The 19,378-nt window shown below is 59.8% G+C and carries 16 protein-coding genes; 10 read left to right on the plus strand and 6 right to left on the minus strand.

Features of this window, described 5'->3' with window-relative positions; all coding sequences use genetic code 11:
* Positions 1-8: 8 nt before the first annotated feature.
* Entirely contained in the window at positions 9-398 is a 390-nt protein-coding gene (locus tag FDP08_RS10365; RefSeq protein WP_137436079.1) for a CBS domain-containing protein, read from the plus strand.
* Positions 399-412: 14 nt separating this feature from the next.
* Here the strand turns inward: FDP08_RS10365 and FDP08_RS10370 are convergent, their stop codons facing one another.
* The gene (locus FDP08_RS10370) at positions 413-2,359 is read right to left on the minus strand and encodes a CASTOR/POLLUX-related putative ion channel (protein ID WP_137436081.1); all 1,947 of its coding nucleotides are present in this window, start codon (positions 2,357-2,359) and stop codon (positions 413-415) included.
* Positions 2,360-2,464: 105 nt separating this feature from the next.
* Here FDP08_RS10370 and FDP08_RS10375 point away from each other — a divergent pair, with 105 nt between their 5' ends.
* Positions 2,465-3,679, plus strand: coding sequence for a hypothetical protein (locus FDP08_RS10375; protein WP_137436083.1), 1,215 nt, complete (start codon positions 2,465-2,467; stop codon positions 3,677-3,679).
* Here FDP08_RS10375 and dauA read toward each other — a convergent pair.
* Positions 3,672-5,405 (minus strand): C4-dicarboxylic acid transporter DauA, encoded by a 1,734-nt coding sequence (dauA, locus tag FDP08_RS10380; protein WP_137436085.1) that lies wholly within the window; start codon positions 5,403-5,405, stop codon positions 3,672-3,674. The two genes, FDP08_RS10375 and dauA, sit on opposite strands and share 8 nt — an antisense overlap.
* 74 nt (positions 5,406-5,479) lie before the next feature.
* Between dauA and FDP08_RS10385 the strand changes: the two genes are divergently transcribed.
* Entirely contained in the window at positions 5,480-6,475 is a 996-nt protein-coding gene (locus FDP08_RS10385) for a ChaN family lipoprotein (RefSeq protein WP_137436087.1), read from the plus strand.
* A 20-nt stretch (positions 6,476-6,495) separates the two neighbouring features.
* On the opposite strand, the gene FDP08_RS10390 is transcribed toward FDP08_RS10385, so the two are convergent.
* From FDP08_RS10390 to cra, 3 genes are all read right to left on the minus strand, one after another.
* Positions 6,496-7,347 (minus strand): DMT family transporter, encoded by an 852-nt coding sequence (locus FDP08_RS10390; RefSeq protein ID WP_170979010.1) that lies wholly within the window; start codon positions 7,345-7,347, stop codon positions 6,496-6,498.
* A 65-nt stretch (positions 7,348-7,412) separates the two neighbouring features.
* Complete coding sequence (locus tag FDP08_RS10395; RefSeq protein WP_137436089.1) at positions 7,413-7,949, minus strand: macro domain-containing protein; 537 nt, start codon at positions 7,947-7,949, stop codon at positions 7,413-7,415.
* Between the two features lie 22 nt (positions 7,950-7,971).
* Entirely contained in the window at positions 7,972-8,955 is a 984-nt protein-coding gene (gene cra, locus FDP08_RS10400) for a catabolite repressor/activator (RefSeq protein WP_137436091.1), read from the minus strand.
* 168 nt (positions 8,956-9,123) lie between these two features.
* On the opposite strand from cra, the gene ptsP reads away from it, so the two are divergent.
* The 4 genes from ptsP (at position 9,124) to FDP08_RS10420 (ending at position 15,446) form a co-directional block, all read left to right on the plus strand.
* Positions 9,124-11,952 carry a phosphoenolpyruvate--protein phosphotransferase gene (gene ptsP / locus FDP08_RS10405; RefSeq protein WP_137436093.1) on the plus strand — a complete coding sequence of 943 codons (2,829 nt, stop codon included), beginning with the start codon at positions 9,124-9,126 and terminating at the stop codon, positions 11,950-11,952.
* On the plus strand, positions 11,952-12,917 hold the full coding sequence (pfkB, locus tag FDP08_RS10410; RefSeq protein WP_137436095.1) for a 1-phosphofructokinase: 966 nt from the start codon (positions 11,952-11,954) through the stop codon (positions 12,915-12,917). Before ptsP ends, pfkB begins: the two co-directional genes overlap by 1 nt.
* Positions 12,914-14,653, plus strand: coding sequence for a PTS fructose-like transporter subunit IIB (locus FDP08_RS10415; RefSeq protein ID WP_137436097.1), 1,740 nt, complete (start codon positions 12,914-12,916; stop codon positions 14,651-14,653). Before pfkB ends, FDP08_RS10415 begins: the two co-directional genes overlap by 4 nt.
* Positions 14,654-14,735: 82 nt before the next feature.
* A complete protein-coding gene (locus tag FDP08_RS10420; RefSeq protein WP_137436098.1) occupies positions 14,736-15,446 on the plus strand; it encodes an SIMPL domain-containing protein in 711 nt (236 codons plus the stop codon).
* A 17-nt stretch (positions 15,447-15,463) separates the two neighbouring features.
* On the opposite strand, the gene FDP08_RS10425 is transcribed toward FDP08_RS10420, so the two are convergent.
* On the minus strand, positions 15,464-16,537 hold the full coding sequence (locus FDP08_RS10425) for a beta-N-acetylglucosaminidase domain-containing protein (protein WP_137436099.1): 1,074 nt from the start codon (positions 16,535-16,537) through the stop codon (positions 15,464-15,466).
* A gap of 164 nt (positions 16,538-16,701) precedes the next feature.
* On the opposite strand from FDP08_RS10425, the gene FDP08_RS10430 reads away from it, so the two are divergent.
* From FDP08_RS10430 to FDP08_RS10440, 3 genes are all read left to right on the plus strand, one after another.
* Positions 16,702-17,166, plus strand: a complete 465-nt coding sequence (locus FDP08_RS10430) for an ATPase (RefSeq protein ID WP_137436100.1) — start codon at positions 16,702-16,704, stop codon at positions 17,164-17,166.
* An 82-nt stretch (positions 17,167-17,248) separates the two neighbouring features.
* The gene (locus tag FDP08_RS10435; protein WP_137436101.1) at positions 17,249-18,310 is read left to right on the plus strand and encodes a PA0069 family radical SAM protein; all 1,062 of its coding nucleotides are present in this window, start codon (positions 17,249-17,251) and stop codon (positions 18,308-18,310) included.
* A gap of 141 nt (positions 18,311-18,451) precedes the next feature.
* Entirely contained in the window at positions 18,452-19,279 is an 828-nt protein-coding gene (locus FDP08_RS10440) for an alpha/beta fold hydrolase (protein ID WP_257791951.1), read from the plus strand.
* Positions 19,280-19,378 lie beyond the last annotated feature (99 nt).

Consider the following 19,378-nt stretch of genomic DNA (forward strand, 5'->3'; position numbering starts at 1 on the left):
GCATCGGAATGAAACTAGTAAGGGATGTGATGATCCGGGATACCATCAATGTATCCCCGTTTGCCAGCCTCCGTGAGGCCTTGTCGCTGATGAAAAGGCACGAGGTGAAATCACTGGTGGTGGAAAAACAGAATGAGCACGATGCCTACGGCCTGATTACCTACACCAACATTCTCAAGGCCGTGATTGCGGAAGACGGCGATATCGACCTGCTCAATGTCTACGACGCCTGTGCCAAGCCGGTGATCAGCGTCGGGGAGCATCTTGGCATTCGCTATGCTGCCAGCCTGATGAGCCAGCACCGCGTAAAGCGCCTGTTGGTGCTGCAGGATAACGATCTTGTGGGCTTCGTGGTCATGGATGATATTATGGCAGCCCTGCTGGATACTATTGAATGAACCGGGCCCCTGTTTCAGGAACAGCACATCACGATTAGCCGGTCGGCCGCATTCAGGTCCAGATATTCGTCTCTCGGTGGAATGAGGCTCACATGGCGCCCATGCTTATTGGCATGATCACGCCAGACACCCAGCGCCACCTCTCCTTTTGTCGCCACCACTTTCTCCAGCACCTGGAAGTCCGCACTGGCCGGTAGCGGGTAGTCATGGGGATCCCGGAACTGTATCTCGGCCCCACCCACCGTAAACAGTTCGTCCAGAACTACCCTCAATTCCCGCCGCAACGCCACCTGGGCAAGGACATGGCTGACAATCATCGGGCTGATCATCATTTCACTCTGATGGCCGGTTAACAGATGACGGTTGTCAGGATCACTCAACTCCATGATCAGCTGCGGTCGCTGGCCACCCTCACTGAGCAGATCTTCCAGCTGGAGGTAGCCCACCATCGCCCGGGCGTCAGCTTCTTCTCCTGAGGCCAGCCGATCACTGCTGACCAGCATGATGGAATCGTAGTTCAGTGGGCCCACACGCCTGAGTTCCCCCTCCACCATGTAATCCGCCTCAATATGACGACAGGTCACAGCGTGCTGCTCGCCCAAATACCGTTCAATCTCCTGCTGACGCTCCCGGGCGGGCACCACGGAGACGACATCCACTTCAAACCGCATCTTGGTGTAGCTGGCAAATTCATCGATCAGGCTGGGGACGCGGCGGTTCCAGCCCAGCACCAGAACCCGGTGGACGCGTTCAGAAATGGCAACGGAATGGTTAACGGCCTGCCCGCGATTGATTAACGGCAGTTGCGGGGCCTTGGGATCGGGTTCGGTTTCGGCGTAGTCCCGCGCCAGCATCACAACGCGGTCTTCGGCAGCTATCAGGGTGTTCGATGAAGCCGGCATCTGCACGTTCCAGCCCTTGCCTCCCGGTTTCAGGACTCCCAGCACAATAACCCTGGAACGCTGGGAGGCCAGTTCGCCGAGAGACAGCCCCGCCAGTGACTCGCCACCCCGGATATAGAGCTCACAGCCCTCTCCGGCACTGAGCAACTCGTTATAGATTTCCGACAGCCCCGGGTGCAGGATATTCTGGACCATCAACCTGCTGATGGTGGCATCACCGGCAACCACTTCCATCTCGCCGGGATAGGCACGCTCAATGACCGGGTGTTTGCGTATGTCCTGGATTTCGGCCACTACAAACGGCAGGGGCGCACCCAGATGCCGCGCCTGTGCGGCGATCGACAGCAGCGCCTTTACGGTTTCTATATCCGACGTTACCAGGCTGCCCGCTTCATGGGCCGCGCTGGGCACTATGACTGCAGAGGCATCCAGGCAAGCCACCCGTTGCAGGGCATCAGGCTGGATGGCGGCGCCGGAACGCAGAATAATCTGTCGCGCCTTGCGGCCGATGCCGGGCTCATTACGCAGTTCATGAACCTGGGCGGCAGAGGCGGTTTCCGAAAGCACCACCAGGCGCAACCGGCTGGTATCGTGCTTTTCCAGGAACCGCCGCATGCGGCCCGAAGAGCCCAGCAACTCACCGAGCAGGGGCAGCGTCTGGTTGGTCCAGCCCAGCACTACGATATGGTTTCTCAGGGTGACCGGCGTCAGTCCCCGTTCCAGATCCGTCATCTTGGCAATCAGCCAGCGGGTCAGGATAGCCACCAGAGTACCCATGAACACCACGTAGCCGCTGATGGTCAGGATGGTGGATACCAGCCGTTGCCAGTTTCCCACATCGTCCCCCAGATAGCCCGGGTCCGTCAGCCGCAGAAAGGCCCACCAGATGGCGCCCCCCACATCCTCATGGGATTCGCCGAAGGGAATCACCAGCAAGCCACCAATCAGGGAAATAAGCCCGATGAAGACACCCACTACCAACAACTGAAAACCAGCGCCTTTGACAAGTTGGCGCTCTACAATGAATTTGACGCGGTCAACAAAACGAAAGGGGAGCATGATCATCCTTTTGCGTGGGCCCGAAATGTGCGTAGCATAGCCTATTAGCCGAAGCTGAGTCGGGCAAACGTTTGTTCAATACCAGCAACCTGTCCTGGAACTGCCATGGGTAGCAAGCTGAAGGTCATTATTGCCATTGCTGTTCTTCTGCCAGCAACGTTGGCAGCCGAGCTGAACCACATACCTCAACCGTGGCGGCAAGACGCTGTGGTTCTGGGCAGGGACGACACGGCCAATGTGGAACGCTACCTTCATGAACTGTCTTTCGGACACAACCAACCGGCCCCTTCTGCTATCGAAAATGGCATACGCGGAACCGGTGGCAGCGTTGGAAGCCGGCGTCTGTATCTGGATTTTCGGTTCCGCCAGGATTTTGGCTTCAACGAGAATCGACAGGGCTTCCTGCTGGACATCCAGCGCAGTGAGGACTTTGACGGCAGTTACGACCGCCAGCTTGTAGGATTTCGCCACCAGTTAACCGATGCAACCGAAGTGTGGCTCCAGGGAGATGTGTTTGCCGACAAGTCCCGTTCCGATGTCTATTTCAGTGGCCGGCACACCTTTGACGATGAATCCTGGTTACATGCCAGCTGGATATTGCCCGATCTCTACTTCAACGACAAAACCCGCAGCGACGATGCGTTTGAAGACCCGGCACAGAGTTTCTTCCTTCAGTGGCACCGCCCAGCCGGACAGCCTCAACAAGGCGGCACCACCGCCTCCGTCACTTATTCCCCAGCTTCCACCTTCGACAGCCGCGGCGAAGGTCTGGTGGTGGAAAACGAAACCATCCGGGGCGCCCTCAGCCATCAATTCTGGCGCGGCCACTGGCAACTCCGGACGGCCCTGAGTGGAGAACATACCCGCCGGTATTACAACCTGGATGAGCGCGCTTCCGGCACACCCACCATGCGTGACCACCTCAGGGTTGAAGCGGAAGCCATCTATAACAACCACCGCCTGGAACCCGGCATCGGGCTTCATTATTTTTATCTCAGGGAAAAGGGGTATACGGGGCGAAATCTGGATGAAATTGCGGACCTGCGCCGCAGAGAACCCGTTCTGGCCGGGCGTATCAGCCTGACCCTGACCCCGGCCGTTACCCTGAAGCCGGCGATTTACCTGAGCGTGCCGGACATAGAGCAGACCTATTCAAAAAGCGAAGATGAGGACCACCACGGATTTATCGGTAAATTCGCCTTACCCTTCGAGATTGTGCTATCCCGAAAAGAAAACGCGATTCTTACGCTCGCGCCGACTTTTTATCTGCACAAGGCGGCCTTCGGAGGTGGTAATCTGCAGGTGCACTGGCCTATGTAGGAGAGAGCTGGCTTTCAGCTTTGACCGCTTCATCCAGTGTCGGATAGAACCGGACGACGCCCTCTTCCGGTTTGACACCCGCCCTGGCCAAGGTGCGCAACGGCTGGAACTGCAGATCTGCGATAACCACTTGCGTACCATCTGCCCGGCAGGTGCTGATTAGCTTGTCAAGGGCAGACAACCCGCCGGCATCCAGAATCGTCACCCCATCCATGTAGAGAATAAAACCGCGGGCGCTGGCCGACAGCTGCGCCAACTCCCCGAAAATCCGGTCGGCCGCGGCGAAAAACAGGGGGCCATTGATCTTGAACACCTGCCAACCGTCAGGCAGGCGAGCCCCTTCCATTCGCCTGCTGCCGGTGATGTCCGTCACCCGGGTCATCTGGGCCATTTCCCGCATGAACAGGACCGCCGCCAAGAGAATCCCGGTGGTGATGGCGATGACCATGTCCAGCAACACAGTCAGCGAGAAGCAGGTAATGAACACCAGGATATCGCTTCGCGGGGCAGTCTTCAGTAGGTGAACGGATTTGGGGGCCTCACTCATGTTCCAGGCCACCATTACCAACAATGCCGCCATGGCTGCCATCGGCAGGTAGGCAAGCAACGGCGCCAGCGACACCAATGCCAGCAGAACCACCAGTGCGTGCACCATGCCTGAAACCGGCGATTCCGCACCCGCGCGGTAGTTGGCCGCGGAACGGGCAATGGCGGCTGTTGCCGTAATGCCACCAAAAAATGGCGTAATCACATTGCCGATACCCTGCCCCAGCAATTCACTGTTGGCGCTGTGGCGTTTGCCTGTCATGCCATCCAGCACCACGGCACACAGCAGCGATTCAATGGCTCCCAGCATGGCAATGGCAAAAGCAGCCGGCAACAGGTCCCGAACCAGGGTCCAGCTAATGCCCAGGGGCTCACCGCTGGCGTCCGGCCGGCTCCAGGGCCAGGCAAACTCAGGCAGAAAGGGAGGAATGCCGGCACCAAGAGACCCGTCCGCCAGCAGGTAACTGAACCGGGAGCCAATGGTTTCTATTGCTGCGCCGTTGATATTCAGCGCCATCGCCAGAAGACTGCCAATAATCACTGCCGGCAGATGGGGTGGTACCGGCGTTTTCAAACGGGGCCATAGCAGCATCACCGCCAGCGTGGCTATTGCCACCAGTGTGGCCATGGCATCCAGCCCGGGCATCGCCTCACCAACAGCCGCCAGCTTGTCCCAGTAATGCTCCGGCATTTGCTCAATGTTCAGCCCGAAAAAGTCCTTCACCTGCAGCGTGGCGATCACCACCGCGATGCCGCCGGTAAATCCGAGAGTAACCGATTCGGGAATGTATTCGATGAACCGCCCCAGACGCATGAACGCCATGATCAGCAACAATACACCCGACATCAGCGAGGCAAGCAGCAAGCCACCCAGGCCATAGGTCTGGGCGATGGGGTACAGGATCACAACAAAGGCGGCGGTGGGACCAGAAATACTGAAACGGCTGCCGCCGGTTAACGCGATCACAAATCCGGCAATGAACGCCGTGTAGAGACCATATTGGGGCGGCACTCCGCTGGCAATGGCCAGCGCCATGGCCAGCGGAATGGCAATAATGCCCACCGTAACCCCTGCCATCACATCGCGGCCAAGTCGCTTTGTGGTATAGCGCTCGTCGATACAGGCCTCGCGGAACGCGTGGGCAAGTCGCAGGGAAAACAGGTAGGCACGATGGGGCATTAAACATCCCGAACAATGAATCAGAACAACAAAGGGCTGACAGTCCACCGGGTTTCGTGGTCGTATAAGCAATTATGACGACCTATTCTCACACTCTGGCAATACTCGCCTGCCTGCTCTTCGCAGGCTGCAGCTCCCTGCCCGCCAGCAACCAGGAAGTCGTGCCGCCACAAACCCAGTACGATTCTATCATCGCCGATGACAAAGGCAGGTTGCTCTCCATCAACCAGCTTGCAGAAAAACTCACACCGGCAGACGTGGTGGTGATTGGCGAGTATCACGGCCATCATGCTGCCCACCTGCTGCAATCGCTGGTGCAGTCGTCACTTTACCAGCAGCGTCCGCGGCAGGTATTGAGCATGGAACAGTTCACCCTGGATGATCAGTCCCAGCTCGACAGGTATCTCTCCGGGAAGTCCGGCGAGGAGGAGCTGATTGCCGATACCGGTGCCTGGCCCAACTACAAGGCATCCTACCGCCCCCTTATCGAGTTCTCGAAAAAACGGAACATCCCGGTGATTGCCGCCAACGCACCTGCCGATATCGTTCGATGCGTTGGTCGCACTGGCGAGGCCTATCTTGACGGACTCCATGCCTCGCAACGCCAGCGGCTACCGGAGGCGCCGTTTTTTGACACCCCGGCTTATCGCAGGAAATTTTTCGACACGCTTGGCGGCGGCCATGGCGAGACCGATAACAGCAAACGCCTGGAAAACAGCTATAAGGCTCAGTTGCTGCGGGATAATACCATGGCAGATCGGGTAATCAGGGCGCTTGAAGAGAACCCTGAGCACCAGGTTATCCACCTCACCGGCACTTTTCACTCAGAGGATCGCCTGGGCATGGTCGCGGTGCTGGAAAAGAAGCGCCCGGATCTCGACGTTGCCGTTATAAGCCCGGTGTTCTGGCACTCGGGAGATGATCTGGACAGCCTGCTGAAAGCACACCGGGGAAAAGGCGACTTTCTCTATTTCCTGCAGCCGCTGCCGGAAGAGTACAAGGATAACGAGCGCCATCGCGATGCCATCATGGAGCAATTCCGCAACGCGGATGACCTGTCCTGTGACTGAGCGGTTGCAGCACGTGGCGTTCACACCGTCTTTTTCTGCCCCGCCCGAATCACAATAGCGATACCTCCGAGAATGGCGATACCGGCCACTACTAACCTGAGGGTCAACGGCTCACTCAGCAACAGGACACCACCGATTGCAGCGATCACGGGCACGCTGAGCTGAACGGTGGCTGCCGAGGTTGGCTGCAGCAATGGCAACGCCATATACCAGATGGCATAGCCCATGCCCGAAGCAATCGCCCCGGAAGCAATCGCATAGCCCATGCCCGCCATATCGATATTGGCACTGGTCATCATCACAAGGCTCAGCACCAATGCCATAGGCACGGCACGCATAAAGTTGCCCGTGGTGACTGCCGTGGGTTCACCGGCACCTTTTGCCCGCAGCGAATAAACACCCCAGGCAATACCGGCGCTGATCATCAGCAGGGAACTGAACAGCGGGGGCGCAGTAAGGCCCGGCAACAACAGCCCCACCAGACCGGAAAAGGCAACGACAAACCCAATCCACTGCCACAGCTGCGGGCGATTGCCACGGACAATTCCGATGCTGATCATGGTGGCCTGAACCGCGCCAAACAACAGCAATGCACCCATGGCCGCAGACAAGCCACCATAGGCGTAGGAAAAAGCAGCGGCATAGACAAACAGGGCCAGCGCAGAGCCCCAGGAGCCCTGCTTCATTGGTGCACGATTGCCACGAACACTCAGTAGCAACCAGAGCATTAATGCCCCTGACACCAGGCGAACACTGGTGAAGGTGGCGGCATCAATATCGGTATCACGTAACGCCGCGCGGCAGAGCAGCGAATTGCCCGCAAAGGCCGTCATGGCGACGGTGGTCAGCAACAAGGTACGCAATCGAGACAAAACAGCACTCCCGGACAAACGGATTCGGAACTTTCCAGTGTAGGCGCTGCCCGGAAAACTGCTTATTACTCAATGGTCGATAACAGACGACTACTAAAGACCTGTTCGTCAGACGCACCAAACAGCACGAAGCGCACCCGCTTTACATTCTCCAGCCGCGGGAGGACCTGCTTTACCGTGGCCAGGGCCACCTCGGCCGCACCTTCCACCGGATAACCAAAAGCCCCCGCTGATATCGCCGGGAACGCGACAGATTCAATGCCTTTACTGTCCGCCAACTCCAGTGAATTGCGGTAACACTCCGCCAGCCAGTAATCAGAGGGCTCATCAACGCCGTACACCGGCCCCAGGCAGTGAATGACAAACTGGTTCGGCAGGTTATGGGCGCCGGAGATAACAGCCTCGCCGGGCCGTATCGGAGCCATGGGGCGACATTCCTGCGCCAGCCCGGGACCTGCCGCAGAATGGAGTGCACCGGCGACACCGCCACCGGGCATCAGTTGTGCGTTGGCCGCATTAACCACTGCCTCGATATCGTCCTGACTGGTAATGTCACCGCGTACGCATTCTACGGTTTTTCCGTTCAGTTCAATCTCTGCCATGGGAGTCTCCCCAGCCAATACCTCAACGGCGCCGTTTGAGTGACCGGTTGATAACAATCGTTTCCGGCTCGTTGTGGCCCGAGATCGCGGCCAGCGCCCGGTCCAGCGTCGCTTCGGCAATGGCCTCATGTTTTTGTGGTAACGAGTGAACCCTGACCGGCAGGAAATCCAGCAACCGGTCATCTCCGAAGGTAGCCATTCGAAGCGACTCCGGCAAGCCGCCCGGCTGTTCCAGAAGAACGTCGAGGACCCCCTGCAACAGCGTGTAAGAGGCGGTGATCAGTGCATCCGGCAGACCCTGTTCTGCGAGCACCTGCCGCATCAGTCCGGCGCCGGAGGCCCGGTCGTAGTGATCGCCGCTGTAGACCGACCATGTTCCACTGCGGCTTCGCGCCACGTCTTCAAAGCCCTCGCGGCGCTCACCGGTCATCGCCAGAGCTGGCACGGCATCGAGCCAGACCACTGATCCGGTCCCTGGCTCCAGCACGGAACGGGTCAGTACAGCGGCGCCTTTGCGATTGTCACTGACAACGCAGTTGATCACACCGGGCGACTGGGCCCGGTCCACCGCAATCACCGGCAAGTCATCCTGCTGTAGCTGCTGATAGAAAGGATCATCGGGGGCCAGGGCGCTGGCGACGATAAGGGCGTCGCACCGTCTTGCCCTCAGGGAACGTGCCAACTCTTTCTCGGTATCCGGATCGTCCCCGGAGCCGGCGATCAACAACTGGTACCCCCGGGCGCGGGCGCCCTGCTCCAGAAGCTTGGCGAGACGGGCATAACTGGCGTTTTCCAGGTCCGGCAGGATAAAACCGAGGGTGCGACTTGCGCCACCACGAAGGGCAGCAGCCTGGGTATCAATCTGGAAATGATTGTTCCGGGCCACCTCCAGCACCTTGTCGATGGTTTGCTGCTTGATTCTGCGCACCGGCCCCTGGCCATTGATGACATAGCTGGCCGTGGTACGGGATACCCCGGCCAGGCGGGCAAGTTCTGCAAGGGTCATGGGGCCAATTCCTCCTGGTCACAGATTGCTTGATTTCTGATCAGATCTGTTTCATGATTCATTCTATGTTTGCTGACACGATTCAGCAACCCGGATTTTACTGGCAGTGGCAGACATCGAGCGCCCATGCCAGCACTACACCACAACAACAAGGCGAGGCTAACCCCCATGCTGACGCTCACAGCCAACGATATCCGCCTGGGCTGCACGGCAACCGACTGGCAGGATGCCCTGAAACAGGCAAGCCTGGACCTGCAGGACACAGGCCGCACGACACCCGACTACCATGCCGGCATGCTGGCAAGGGAGCAACAGTCTTCAACGGTGCTCGGCAACGGCATCGCCATTCCCCACGGCACTCCGGAAAGTCGCGACGCGGTCATCAGTACCGGTATCCGGGTGCTGCAGTTTCCCGGCGGGATCACCTGGCACGACAACGCCACCGTGTATGTGCTGGTCGCCATTGCAGCCCAGTCTGACGAGCATCTGGACATATTGCGTCACCTGACCCGCGTGCTGGACAAACCGGGCCTTTCCCGCAAGCTTGCCGAAGCCGACGACACCGCCGCTTTGACAACCCTGTTGTCCCGGGAGCCGGTGGTACCGAAATGCGACGCGCAGACTTTGTGCCTGGGTGTGAACACCCACGCCACCAGCGAACTCGCCATGAGTGCCGCGGCCAGGCTCCAGGGCCTTGGCTGCGTAGACTCTGCCTTCATGAAAGAGATCGTCAGCCAGCCACCGGTGGGTCTTGGCCAGGGTTTCTGGCTGGTTCACCACAGCATCGGCAGCCACCGCCCGGCGCTGGCGCTGGCAACCCCCAAAGAGGCCACCGACGAACTCGCGGGCGTTTTCTGCCTCGCCGGCCAGGGCGACGATTGCCGGGAATTGCTGGAGCGTATCGATAACTTTCTGGCCCAGAACACCGCCCTGGAAAGCCACTCCGTGGACGCCGTGCTTTCACGGCTTTCCGGCGAGCAGGCCAATGCAGTCAGTGAGCGGGTCAGGCTCCTGAACACCCATGGCCTTCACGCCCGACCCGCCAAACAACTGGTCCAGGAAGCTCGCCTGCACAACGCCGATATTCGTATCCGCCTGGAAGAAGGCGACGGCAATTCCGTTTCCGCCATCAGCCTCACGCGCATTATCGGCCTCGGCGCACGTCGTGGTCAGACCCTGGTGATCTCTGCCACCGGCGATGAGGCAGAACAGGCCGTAAAAGCCGTTTGTGAGGCCGTGACCGACGGGCTCGGTGAGACAGTATCCCCACTGCGACATCAGGAAAGCCGGCCGGAAACGTCAGAGCCAGAACCGCAACCGCTGACTGATGACGAGGCCCTGAGAGCCGTCGCAGCCTCACCGGGCCTGGCTCTGGCTCCTGCCTTCGTGATGCGCCAGCCCACCCTGGATTATTCCGCAACCGCCAGCGATGCCGGTGAACAGACCGGTCGCCTTGGCCGTGCTATCGACGAAGCCGATGGGCAACTGCGTACATTGATTCGCCAGGCCGAAGGCGGTGAAGTTGCGCCGATCCTGTCCGTGCACGTGGAAATGCTGCAGGACGACGATCTCTATCAGGCTGCCCTGGAAGCCATCAACGAAGGCGCCTCCGCCGAAGCCGGCTGGTGGCAGGCCATTGACACCGCGGCACGGGCCCAGGAAGCGCTGTCAGACCGTCTGCTTGCCGAACGCGCAGCGGACCTGCGGGATGTCGGCCGCCGCGTACTGGCAAATCTCTGCGGTGTTGCCATGCCCACGCCGCCGGACGAGCCCTATGTGTTAGTGGCAGATGATCTTGGCCCCTCCGATGTGGCCAGGCTGGATACCCAGCGGGTTCGCGGACTGGTTACGGCCCGTGGCGGCGCCACCTCACACAGTGCAATCCTGGCCCGCGCGTTGGGCCTGCCAGCGGTAGTCGGTGCCGGCAATCGCATTCTGACCATCGCCAACGGCACCGACCTGGTGGTTGACGGCGAGCGAGGCTGCCTGGTGCCCAATCCCGGCCGCGAGCGCCGTGAACGGATCAACCGCCGCCTGGATCAGCTCACCCGCTTGCAGGCACGGGCTCACGAATGCCGGAACGAGCCCGCCACCACAACCGATGGCCACACCATCGACGTGTGTGCCAACCTGGGCAACACCGCTCACACCCCGGATGCCGTGGATCGGGGCGCCGATGGTATTGGCCTGCTGCGCACCGAGTTCATTTTCATGGAGCATCCGGAAGCACCTGACCTGGACACCCAGGTGAAGGAATACCGTCACGCTTTCGATGCCCTCAACGGCCTGCCACTGGTGGCGCGCACCCTCGATGTGGGTGGTGACAAGCCGCTGGATTACTGGCCCCTGCCCCACGAGGACAACCCCTTTCTGGGACTGCGGGGCATTCGCCTGTCGCTGACCCGACCGGAGATCCTGGAAACCCAGATCCGCGCTCTGTTGACTGCCGCCGATAACCGCCCGCTGCGAATCATGTTTCCCATGGTCAAGGATCTCGAGGAGTTCCGCGCCGCCAAGGCCATCGTCGAGCGGGTCCGTGCCGAAATCCCCTGCCAGGGCCTGCAGGTGGGCGTGATGATCGAGATTCCTTCCTGTGCCCTGCTGGCCCATACCCTGGCGCCGGAAGTGGACTTCTTTTCCGTGGGCACCAACGACCTGACCCAGTACACCCTGGCTATTGACCGTGGCCATGGTCAGCTGTCAGCGCAATCCGATGGCCTGCATCCCTCGGTACTGCAACTGATCCGCATGACGGTGGAAGCCGCCCACGCCCACCAACGCTGGGTGGGAGTCTGCGGTGAGCTGGCTTCGGACCCACAGGCCATTCCGGTACTGCTGGGCCTGGACGTGGACGAACTGTCGGTCACCAGCCGGCGGGTGCCGCTGGTGAAGGCGTGTATTCGCGGATTGAGCCGGGAACATGCACGAGGCCAGGCGAAGCTGGCCCTGGGCAAAGCCACCGCAGCCGAGGTGCGCGACGCCCTGGAGGCCATGTAATGGCCCGCGTCCTCACCATTACCCTGAATCCAGCGCTGGACCTGAACGTTGAAACCGGCATGGTGAATCTGGGCAGCGTGAACCGCTCGCGGACTTCCCGCCTGGATGCAGCCGGCAAAGGTATCAACCTGGCGCAGGTGTTGTCCCGACTCGGTCATACCGTGACGGTGTCCGGGCTGCTGGGAGAGATCAATGCGGCACCCTTCGAACGTCTTTTCAAATCGGAGCGTCTGAAAGACCGCTTTATCCGGGTGCCCGGTCAGAACCGCATCAATGTGAAGATTGCCGAAGACGGTGGCCGAGTGACTGACGTGAATGGCCCGGGACTTGTTGCCCCCTCTGGTTCGCTTGGCCATCTTGAAGCCGGTATTGGCGCACTGCCGGGTGAGTACGACGCTGTTGTCATTGCTGGCAGCCTGCCCGGAGGCTTCCTCCCCGACGCTCTCGCTGACCTGGTCATCCGCGTCCGCGCGGCCAACATTCCCGTTTGGCTGGATACCAGCGGCCCAGCCCTGAAAGCCGGTCTTCTGGCCCTGCCTGACGGCATCAAGCCCAACGTGGATGAACTGGCCGAATGGGCCGGCCAACCACTGGACAGCCTTGAAGACATCGCCGAAGCAGCCCGTTCGCTTCAGGATAAGGGAATTGCCAATGTCGTGGTTTCCATGGGCGAGAAAGGCGTACTCTGGCTGTCCCCCCGGGGCAACTGGCGCGCCGCCCCACCACCCGTATCTGTGACCAGCACGGTCTGTGCCGGTGACACCCTGCTGGCCGGAATGATCCACGGCCTGCTCGAACATCACCCTTCCGAAGAGGTTCTGTCCGTGGCTACCGCACTCTCTGCCGAATGCGTCCGCCACGTGGGCGTCGGCGACCCGATGGCTGAGGACTTCACACAACTGATCCAGCAAACCCGTGTCACCCCCTGGCGCGGGCACAACAACAATGGGGAAATGCCATTATGAAACTGATCATCGTCACCGCCTGCCCCCAGGGCGTTGCCACCAGCTTCCTGGCCGCCCGGGCCCTGGAGCGGGCGGCACACCAGAAAGGCTGGGAAACCAGCACTGACATTCGCAATCCACAGCAACCGTCATCGGCATTGTCCGACGATGTCGTCGCGTCTGCAGACCTGGTGATTGCAGCCACAGGAACGCCAACGGACCTGAGCACCTACGTTGGCAAACGCCTCTATCAGATCCCGGTAACGGCCGCACTGCCAGACCCGGCGGCAGTACTGGAGCAAGCAGAGAAACAGGCCGAGCCTTACCAGCCATCGGAGGCACCACCACCAGAAGCTGCTGCCACAGAGTCCGCCAGCAAACGCATTGTTGCGGTCACCGCCTGCCCCACCGGTGTCGCCCACACCTTTATGGCCGCTGAAGCCCTTACCGGCGCTGCCAAGGCAGCGGGCCACCAGATACGTGTGGAAACCCAGGGTTCCGTGGGCGCCCAGGACCCGCTGACGGCCGAGGAAATCGAGGCGGCAGATGTCGTGATACTGGCCTGCGATATCGAAGTGGACCCTGGCCGCTTTGCCGGCAAACCCCTGTGGCGCACCTCAACGGGTAACGCCCTCAAGAGACCCGGGCCCACCATTGACGAAGCGCTTGCCAATGCCACCGTCGAGGAGGGCCAGAAGAAAGCAGCGTCAGCGGGGGGCAGTGAGAAGCCCGGCCCTTACAAGCACCTGCTGACCGGCGTTTCTTTCATGCTACCCATGGTGGTGGCGGGGGGACTGTTGATTGCCCTGTCGTTCGTTTTCGGCATCGATGCCTTCGAAGAAGAAGGTACTCTTGCAGCAGCGTTGATGCAGATAGGTGGCGGCACCGCCTTTCAGTTGATGATCCCTCTGCTGGCAGGCTACATTGCCTGGTCCATCGCCGACCGTCCTGGCCTGGCTCCGGGCATGATCGGTGGCTACCTGGCCGGGACTCTCGGAGCGGGTTTCCTGGGCGGCATCATTGCCGGCTTCCTGGCCGGTTACGTGGCCCGCTTCATCAGCCAGAAATTGCCGATGCCGGAGAGCATCGAATCCCTCAAGCCCATCCTGATCATCCCGCTGCTGGCCAGTCTGGTGACCGGCCTGGGCATGATTTACGTGATTGGTGAACCCGCTGCCGCCCTGATGAGCGGACTCACCAGTTTCCTTGAGGGCATGGGCACCACCAACGCGATACTCCTGGGGGGCATTCTCGGGGCCATGATGTGCTTTGATCTGGGCGGGCCGGTGAACAAGGCCGCCTACACCTTCGGAGTGGGCCTGTTGTCAGAAGGCAGCGGTGGTTCGGCCCCCATGGCAGCGATCATGGCCGCGGGCATGGTGCCAGCCATCGGCATGGGTGTGGCCAGCTTTGTGGCCCGCGCCAAGTTCGCCGAGGCCGAGCGGCAGGCGGGGCGGGCCTCGTTCGTGTTAGGTCTGTGCTTTATCTCCGAGGGTGCAATCCCCTTCATGGCCAAGGACCCGCTACGGGTGATTCCAGTGTGCATGGTGGGTGGCGCTATCACCGGTGCGCTGTCGATGCTGTTCGCGGTCAAGCTGATGGCACCCCATGGCGGCCTGTTTGTCCTTGCCATTCCCAATGCCGTCAGCGCGGTCCTGCCCTATGTCGCCGCCATCGCCATTGGCTCGCTGGTGATCGGGTTCGGGTATGCCATGGTAAAAACCGGTAAGGCTGAAGTCGCTGCGACGACCTCCTGATCAGGCGACTTCCCGGGGGCGCTTGACGCCCCCGGCATTTGCGGCGATCGTGTCTGCCAGATCCACACACAAGGATGCCGTGATGAAGCTTCTGCCTACCCTGATACTCGCCATTGCCGCCATTATATCCGCCTCACTGATTGCCGATGGCCTGACCGGGCTGCGAACCGGCGACCGTTTTGTCACCGTCAAAGGTGTTGCAGAACGTGAGGTACAGGCGGACCTGGCATTGTGGCCGTTGCGCTTCGTGGTCACCGGCGACAGTCTGGATGAGGCCCGGGCGAAAGCCAGCGAAAGCCGCGAGAGCATCATGGCGTTTCTCAAACTTCAGGCCATTGATACCCAGACGGTGGAACTGCAGCGCCTGGATGTAACGGATACCCGCGCCAATCCGTATCAGGGTGAGAACAACAGCCAGAAATTCATCATCAACCAGACCCTGATGGTGCGCAGTGACAACATCGACCGTATCCGCCAGGCCGCACAGTCTGTTGGTGAACTGGTGGATTCCGGCGTGATTCTGTCATCCGACTATGGCCCGAGCGGACCCACCTACCTGTTCAACAGACTGAACGACATAAAGCCGGAGATGATTGCAGAGGCAACGGCCGCCGCCCGTGAGGCCGCCGCACAATTCGCCAGGGACGCAAAAACCAGCCTGGGCGATTTGCGCCGGGCCAATCAGGGTGTGTTCCAGATTCTCGCCAGGGACCAGGCACCTGGTATCAGCGAAGGGCAGCAGCCGGCCAAGACCGTCCGGGTGGTGACCACTGTCGAGTATTACCTTAACTGACCACTGGCCAATCCGGTTTACTGGGTCTGCACCATTTCATCAGTCACCTGATACTCTCCGGCAAGCCACTTCAGGATTTCCAGTGCGGCCGGGTGATCGAAACGACGATAACATTCGGTCATGGCCTGGAGTCGCTCACCGCTGATCCTTCCGAGCCCCGCATCCTGCAATACCAGAAGGTCGGCTGCTACCTGCCGCGCCAGTTCCTTACCCAACACCTCTTCAGCGGCGCGATGGAAAGCCTGGCCATATTGGTATCCCGGCCCCAGTTCGTAACTTCGGGCCAGGGTTATGGCGGGAATGGTGGTAAGGGTGGGCTGCAAAGCAGGGTTGATAGCATGGCCCGCAAGGTAATGGCAGTTGGCGGCGGACCTGCCGGTAAACGCACGCAGATGCAAATGGCGGGACATTCGATCGCCGTCATTCACCGGGTAGTTGTCCCAGAGTACCGGCTTGCGCCCCAGTGCCTCTGATACACGCTGCAGGTGTCCCGGCGATATCTCCCTGGAACAGACTTCTTCGCCCGTCCAGAACACCTGCACTGACGCATCCAGCGCGCTGCCCAAGTCCTCCAGGTAGCGGTCGGGACGCTGGCCAAATACCCTGTCCAGCACCGGGTCGTCAGAGTAATAGCTGGGGCAGACCGTCAGTTGATCGGCACCACTGCGCTCGGCCACCCAGTGAATGATATCCGCCTGGCGGGCAGCCAGGTCCGGCGTGTTGCTTTTCATGTCATCGAACAGGACGGCCAGTTCGCGGATGCCCAGTTGATCGAAAGCCGCCAGCTTTTCTGCCAGCGCCGCTTTGGCGGATTCATCAAAGTTATTGAAAACTTCAAACGGGCTCAGCCCGACACCAAACCGCACGCCCTGCTCACCGCAGAAACGGGCAAAATCAGCCAGTTCGCTGGCCACCGGCTCGGGATGGGGCTCACTCCAACGGCGGCGCAGAAAGGCATCGGCCTTGGGTGCATACCAGTAATTCCGGTATCCGTGCGGCGCCAGCGACCGCACGACCCGCCGTCGCTCCTCCCAGCTCCATAACGGACCATAAAAGCCTTCAATAATGCCCAGCGGGGGTTGTTCTGACATTGGCTTTTCCATCATTCAGGTGCAGAAACAGAGCAAGTATTGCAAAGATTGGCATACAAGCCGGCTTTGGCCATCGCACACTCACCCCATTGTTCGCTAAACTCGCCTGATAAGTGTGTCATTTATACCTCACCGAAATAATGTGCGACGAAGGAGCGCAGCGAATGGACATAACAACGTTTGAAGATCTGATCATCTGGGCCCGCGAGCTTCATACCAACCTTGCCCAATGTCTGTCGGAGTGCTCCCCCAAAAACCCGGACGAACGAGCCCAGGCGCTGCTGACCTACCTGGCCGGCCATGAATCCGAACTGGCGCGCATTACCGCCGAATTCGAGAAACAGGCGGACCCGAAGGCACTGAAGACAAGAGTCTACGATTACCTGAACAACGAACACAAACGCATCAAAGCACACGAAAGCTGCGATGGTCATTACGCTAACCTCGACTTTGATGGCATCGAGCGGGAAGTATTCGCATTCCATGACCAGCTGATCGACCTGTACGACAGCCTGGCCGGCAAGGCAGAAATTCCGGAAGCGAAAGAACTGGTGGAATCGATGCGGGCGATGGAGGAACACGAAGCCAAGAGGCTGGCCGGTCAGATCGGCAGAATGAATGACCTCTGAGGCCTGCGGCCTGAGATAACGAAAGCTGGAAATTTTACAGAGCCAAGAGTACTGTATATTAAAACAGTATTCCGGATTCCGTATGAAAACCCGCGCGACACCGCTTAATCCAAAGAACCGCTTCCAGCCCATCGTCACTGACCGCGAATGTGACGACGGCTGGTATCAGGACCCGGCTGACGAAACCTGCCCCGATTCCCTGGCAACCGAAGTTACTGACGAGCAGGTACGCTCGATTATCAGCCGGAACCAGTCCCCGGATGTGCCTTTCGACCAGTCCATAAACCCCTACAGGGGGTGCGAGCACGCCTGTATCTACTGCTTCGCCCGCCCCACCCACGCATACTGGGATATGTCCCCGGGGCTGGACTTCGAAACCCGGCTGATTGCCAAGCCCAACGCCGCTGAGCAACTTCGCAGGGAACTCGACAAGCCCGGCTACCGGGTGTCTCCCATTGCCCTCGGCATAAATACAGATGCGTACCAGCCAATTGAAAAAAAACGGGAAATTACCCGCGAGATTCTCAAAGTGCTGGCCGAATATCGCCACCCGGTGTCCGTTATCACCAAAGGCGCGCTTATCCTGCGTGACCTGGACCTGTTATCGGAACTGGCGGACCAGGGGCTTTGCTCCGTCAGTGTCAGCCTGACGACTCTCGACAACACCCTGAAGCGTCAGATGGAACCGCGAACGGCGGCGCCAGCCACACGCCTGAAAATCATTCGGGAACTCAGCGCCGCCGGGGTGCCGACCGGCATCATCCTTGCCCCGGTGATTCCGTTTATCAATGACCATGAAATCGAGGCGATACTGGAAGCCGCTGCCGGAGCCGGTGCGCAACGGGCCAGCTGGATCATGCTGCGCCTGCCACTGGAACTGGACGAACTGTTCCAGGACTGGCTACAGCGGCATTTCCCGGAACGGGCCGGGCGTATCATGAACCGCATCCGTGATTTGCGCGGCGGTAAAAGCTACGATGCAAAATTCGGGCGTCGTATGACAGGAACCGGGCCTTTTGCAGACCTTGTACGTCAGCGTTTTTCACAGCGAGCGAGACAACTGGGCCTGAATCTTCATCGGGCAGAGCCTCTCCGTGGCGACCTTTTCAAGCGGCCCGGGGGTGAACAGATGGCACTGCTCTGAACCAGAGCATGTAGATGGGGGTCCACGATCACAGCCAACTTAAACCAGCAGGAACGTTGCTTCACTCTCAGCGACGGCCGTAAGCTTGCATTCACTGACCTTGGCGACCCCAACGGCTACCCTCTGGTGTTCGGCCACGGCATGCCAGGCTGCCGGTTGCAGGGATTGTTTCTCCACGCCCAGGCCTTGCGACATGGTTTCCGCATCCTGACGCCGGACCGACCTGGTATCGGAAAATCCAGTTATCAGAAACACCGCACGCTGCTTGACTATCCTGACGATCTCCGCCAACTCGCTGATGTCTTGAGCATTGATCGGTTCAGTCATATCGGCTGGTCCAGCGGCGGATCAAGAACCCTCGCCTGCGGCTATGCACTGGGCCCGCGCATGGACCTGGGCATTTGCTTATCCGGGTATACCCATTTCGCAGAGTATGACGGCGCCCATCCGCTGTTTGCAGCCACTCGCTGGCCCGGTCCGTTGCTCGCCCGCCGGAGCAAAGCCCTGTTCCGCCTCGCAGTCCGGTTCGTCGCGTGGTTATCAAGGCGGCACCCGGGCCTTTACTTACGTGAAGCTGAACAGCTCGTCAACGAAGAGGATCAGCGCCTCCTTCGGCAGCTTCTTGCCAACGGTCTGTTCAGACAGGACCAGTTGACCTGTCTTGCCAGTGGCGGGAGAGCCATTGCCATGGACCTGTTAACGGAACTGGAAGACTGGCAGTTCAGCCTGAACGATGTCCGCATTCCTGTCTGGGTATACCAGGGTGAACAAGATCCCTTCGTACCCGAGGAATACGCCCGTCACCTGGCACACAACCTGCCAGACGCCGACCTGGCCCTGATGCCAGATACCGGCCACCTGTACCCTCTGAGCGAAGAGTTTCAGGGCGCTCTTTTCAAACGACTCCGTCAACACCCCGGCCTTTCTGGCAGTCCTTGGTCTGCGGGCAAAGGCCGAGCTGACAGGTAAGACCTAGGTCGTACAGACAACGTTTTTTCGTTCCGTTGGCTGTCGATTATTGCTAACTTGGCCTAGAATTCAGAGTTACTCGTCCCGAAAACGGGAGAG

This window comes from Marinobacter panjinensis (assembly GCF_005298175.1).
GTDB classification, from domain to species: Bacteria; Pseudomonadota; Gammaproteobacteria; order Pseudomonadales; family Oleiphilaceae; genus Marinobacter; species Marinobacter panjinensis.

Excerpts from the sequence above, each read along its gene's own strand:
- FDP08_RS10365 (WP_137436079.1), top strand. The coding sequence starts at position 9 with ATGAAACTAGTAAGGGATGTGATGATCCGGGATACCATCAATGTATCC.
- FDP08_RS10370 (WP_137436081.1), bottom strand. The coding sequence starts at position 2,359 with ATGCTCCCCTTTCGTTTTGTTGACCGCGTCAAATTCATTGTAGAGCGC.
- FDP08_RS10375 (WP_137436083.1), top strand. The coding sequence starts at position 2,465 with ATGGGTAGCAAGCTGAAGGTCATTATTGCCATTGCTGTTCTTCTGCCA.
- dauA (WP_137436085.1), bottom strand. The coding sequence starts at position 5,405 with ATGCCCCATCGTGCCTACCTGTTTTCCCTGCGACTTGCCCACGCGTTC.
- FDP08_RS10385 (WP_137436087.1), top strand. The coding sequence starts at position 5,480 with ATGACGACCTATTCTCACACTCTGGCAATACTCGCCTGCCTGCTCTTC.
- FDP08_RS10395 (WP_137436089.1), bottom strand. The coding sequence starts at position 7,949 with ATGGCAGAGATTGAACTGAACGGAAAAACCGTAGAATGCGTACGCGGT.
- cra (WP_137436091.1), bottom strand. The coding sequence starts at position 8,955 with ATGACCCTTGCAGAACTTGCCCGCCTGGCCGGGGTATCCCGTACCACG.
- ptsP (WP_137436093.1), top strand. The coding sequence starts at position 9,124 with ATGCTGACGCTCACAGCCAACGATATCCGCCTGGGCTGCACGGCAACC.
- pfkB (WP_137436095.1), top strand. The coding sequence starts at position 11,952 with ATGGCCCGCGTCCTCACCATTACCCTGAATCCAGCGCTGGACCTGAAC.
- FDP08_RS10415 (WP_137436097.1), top strand. The coding sequence starts at position 12,914 with ATGAAACTGATCATCGTCACCGCCTGCCCCCAGGGCGTTGCCACCAGC.
- FDP08_RS10420 (WP_137436098.1), top strand. The coding sequence starts at position 14,736 with ATGAAGCTTCTGCCTACCCTGATACTCGCCATTGCCGCCATTATATCC.
- FDP08_RS10425 (WP_137436099.1), bottom strand. The coding sequence starts at position 16,537 with ATGTCAGAACAACCCCCGCTGGGCATTATTGAAGGCTTTTATGGTCCG.
- FDP08_RS10430 (WP_137436100.1), top strand. The coding sequence starts at position 16,702 with ATGGACATAACAACGTTTGAAGATCTGATCATCTGGGCCCGCGAGCTT.
- FDP08_RS10435 (WP_137436101.1), top strand. The coding sequence starts at position 17,249 with ATGAAAACCCGCGCGACACCGCTTAATCCAAAGAACCGCTTCCAGCCC.
- FDP08_RS10440 (WP_257791951.1), top strand. The coding sequence starts at position 18,452 with ATGCCAGGCTGCCGGTTGCAGGGATTGTTTCTCCACGCCCAGGCCTTG.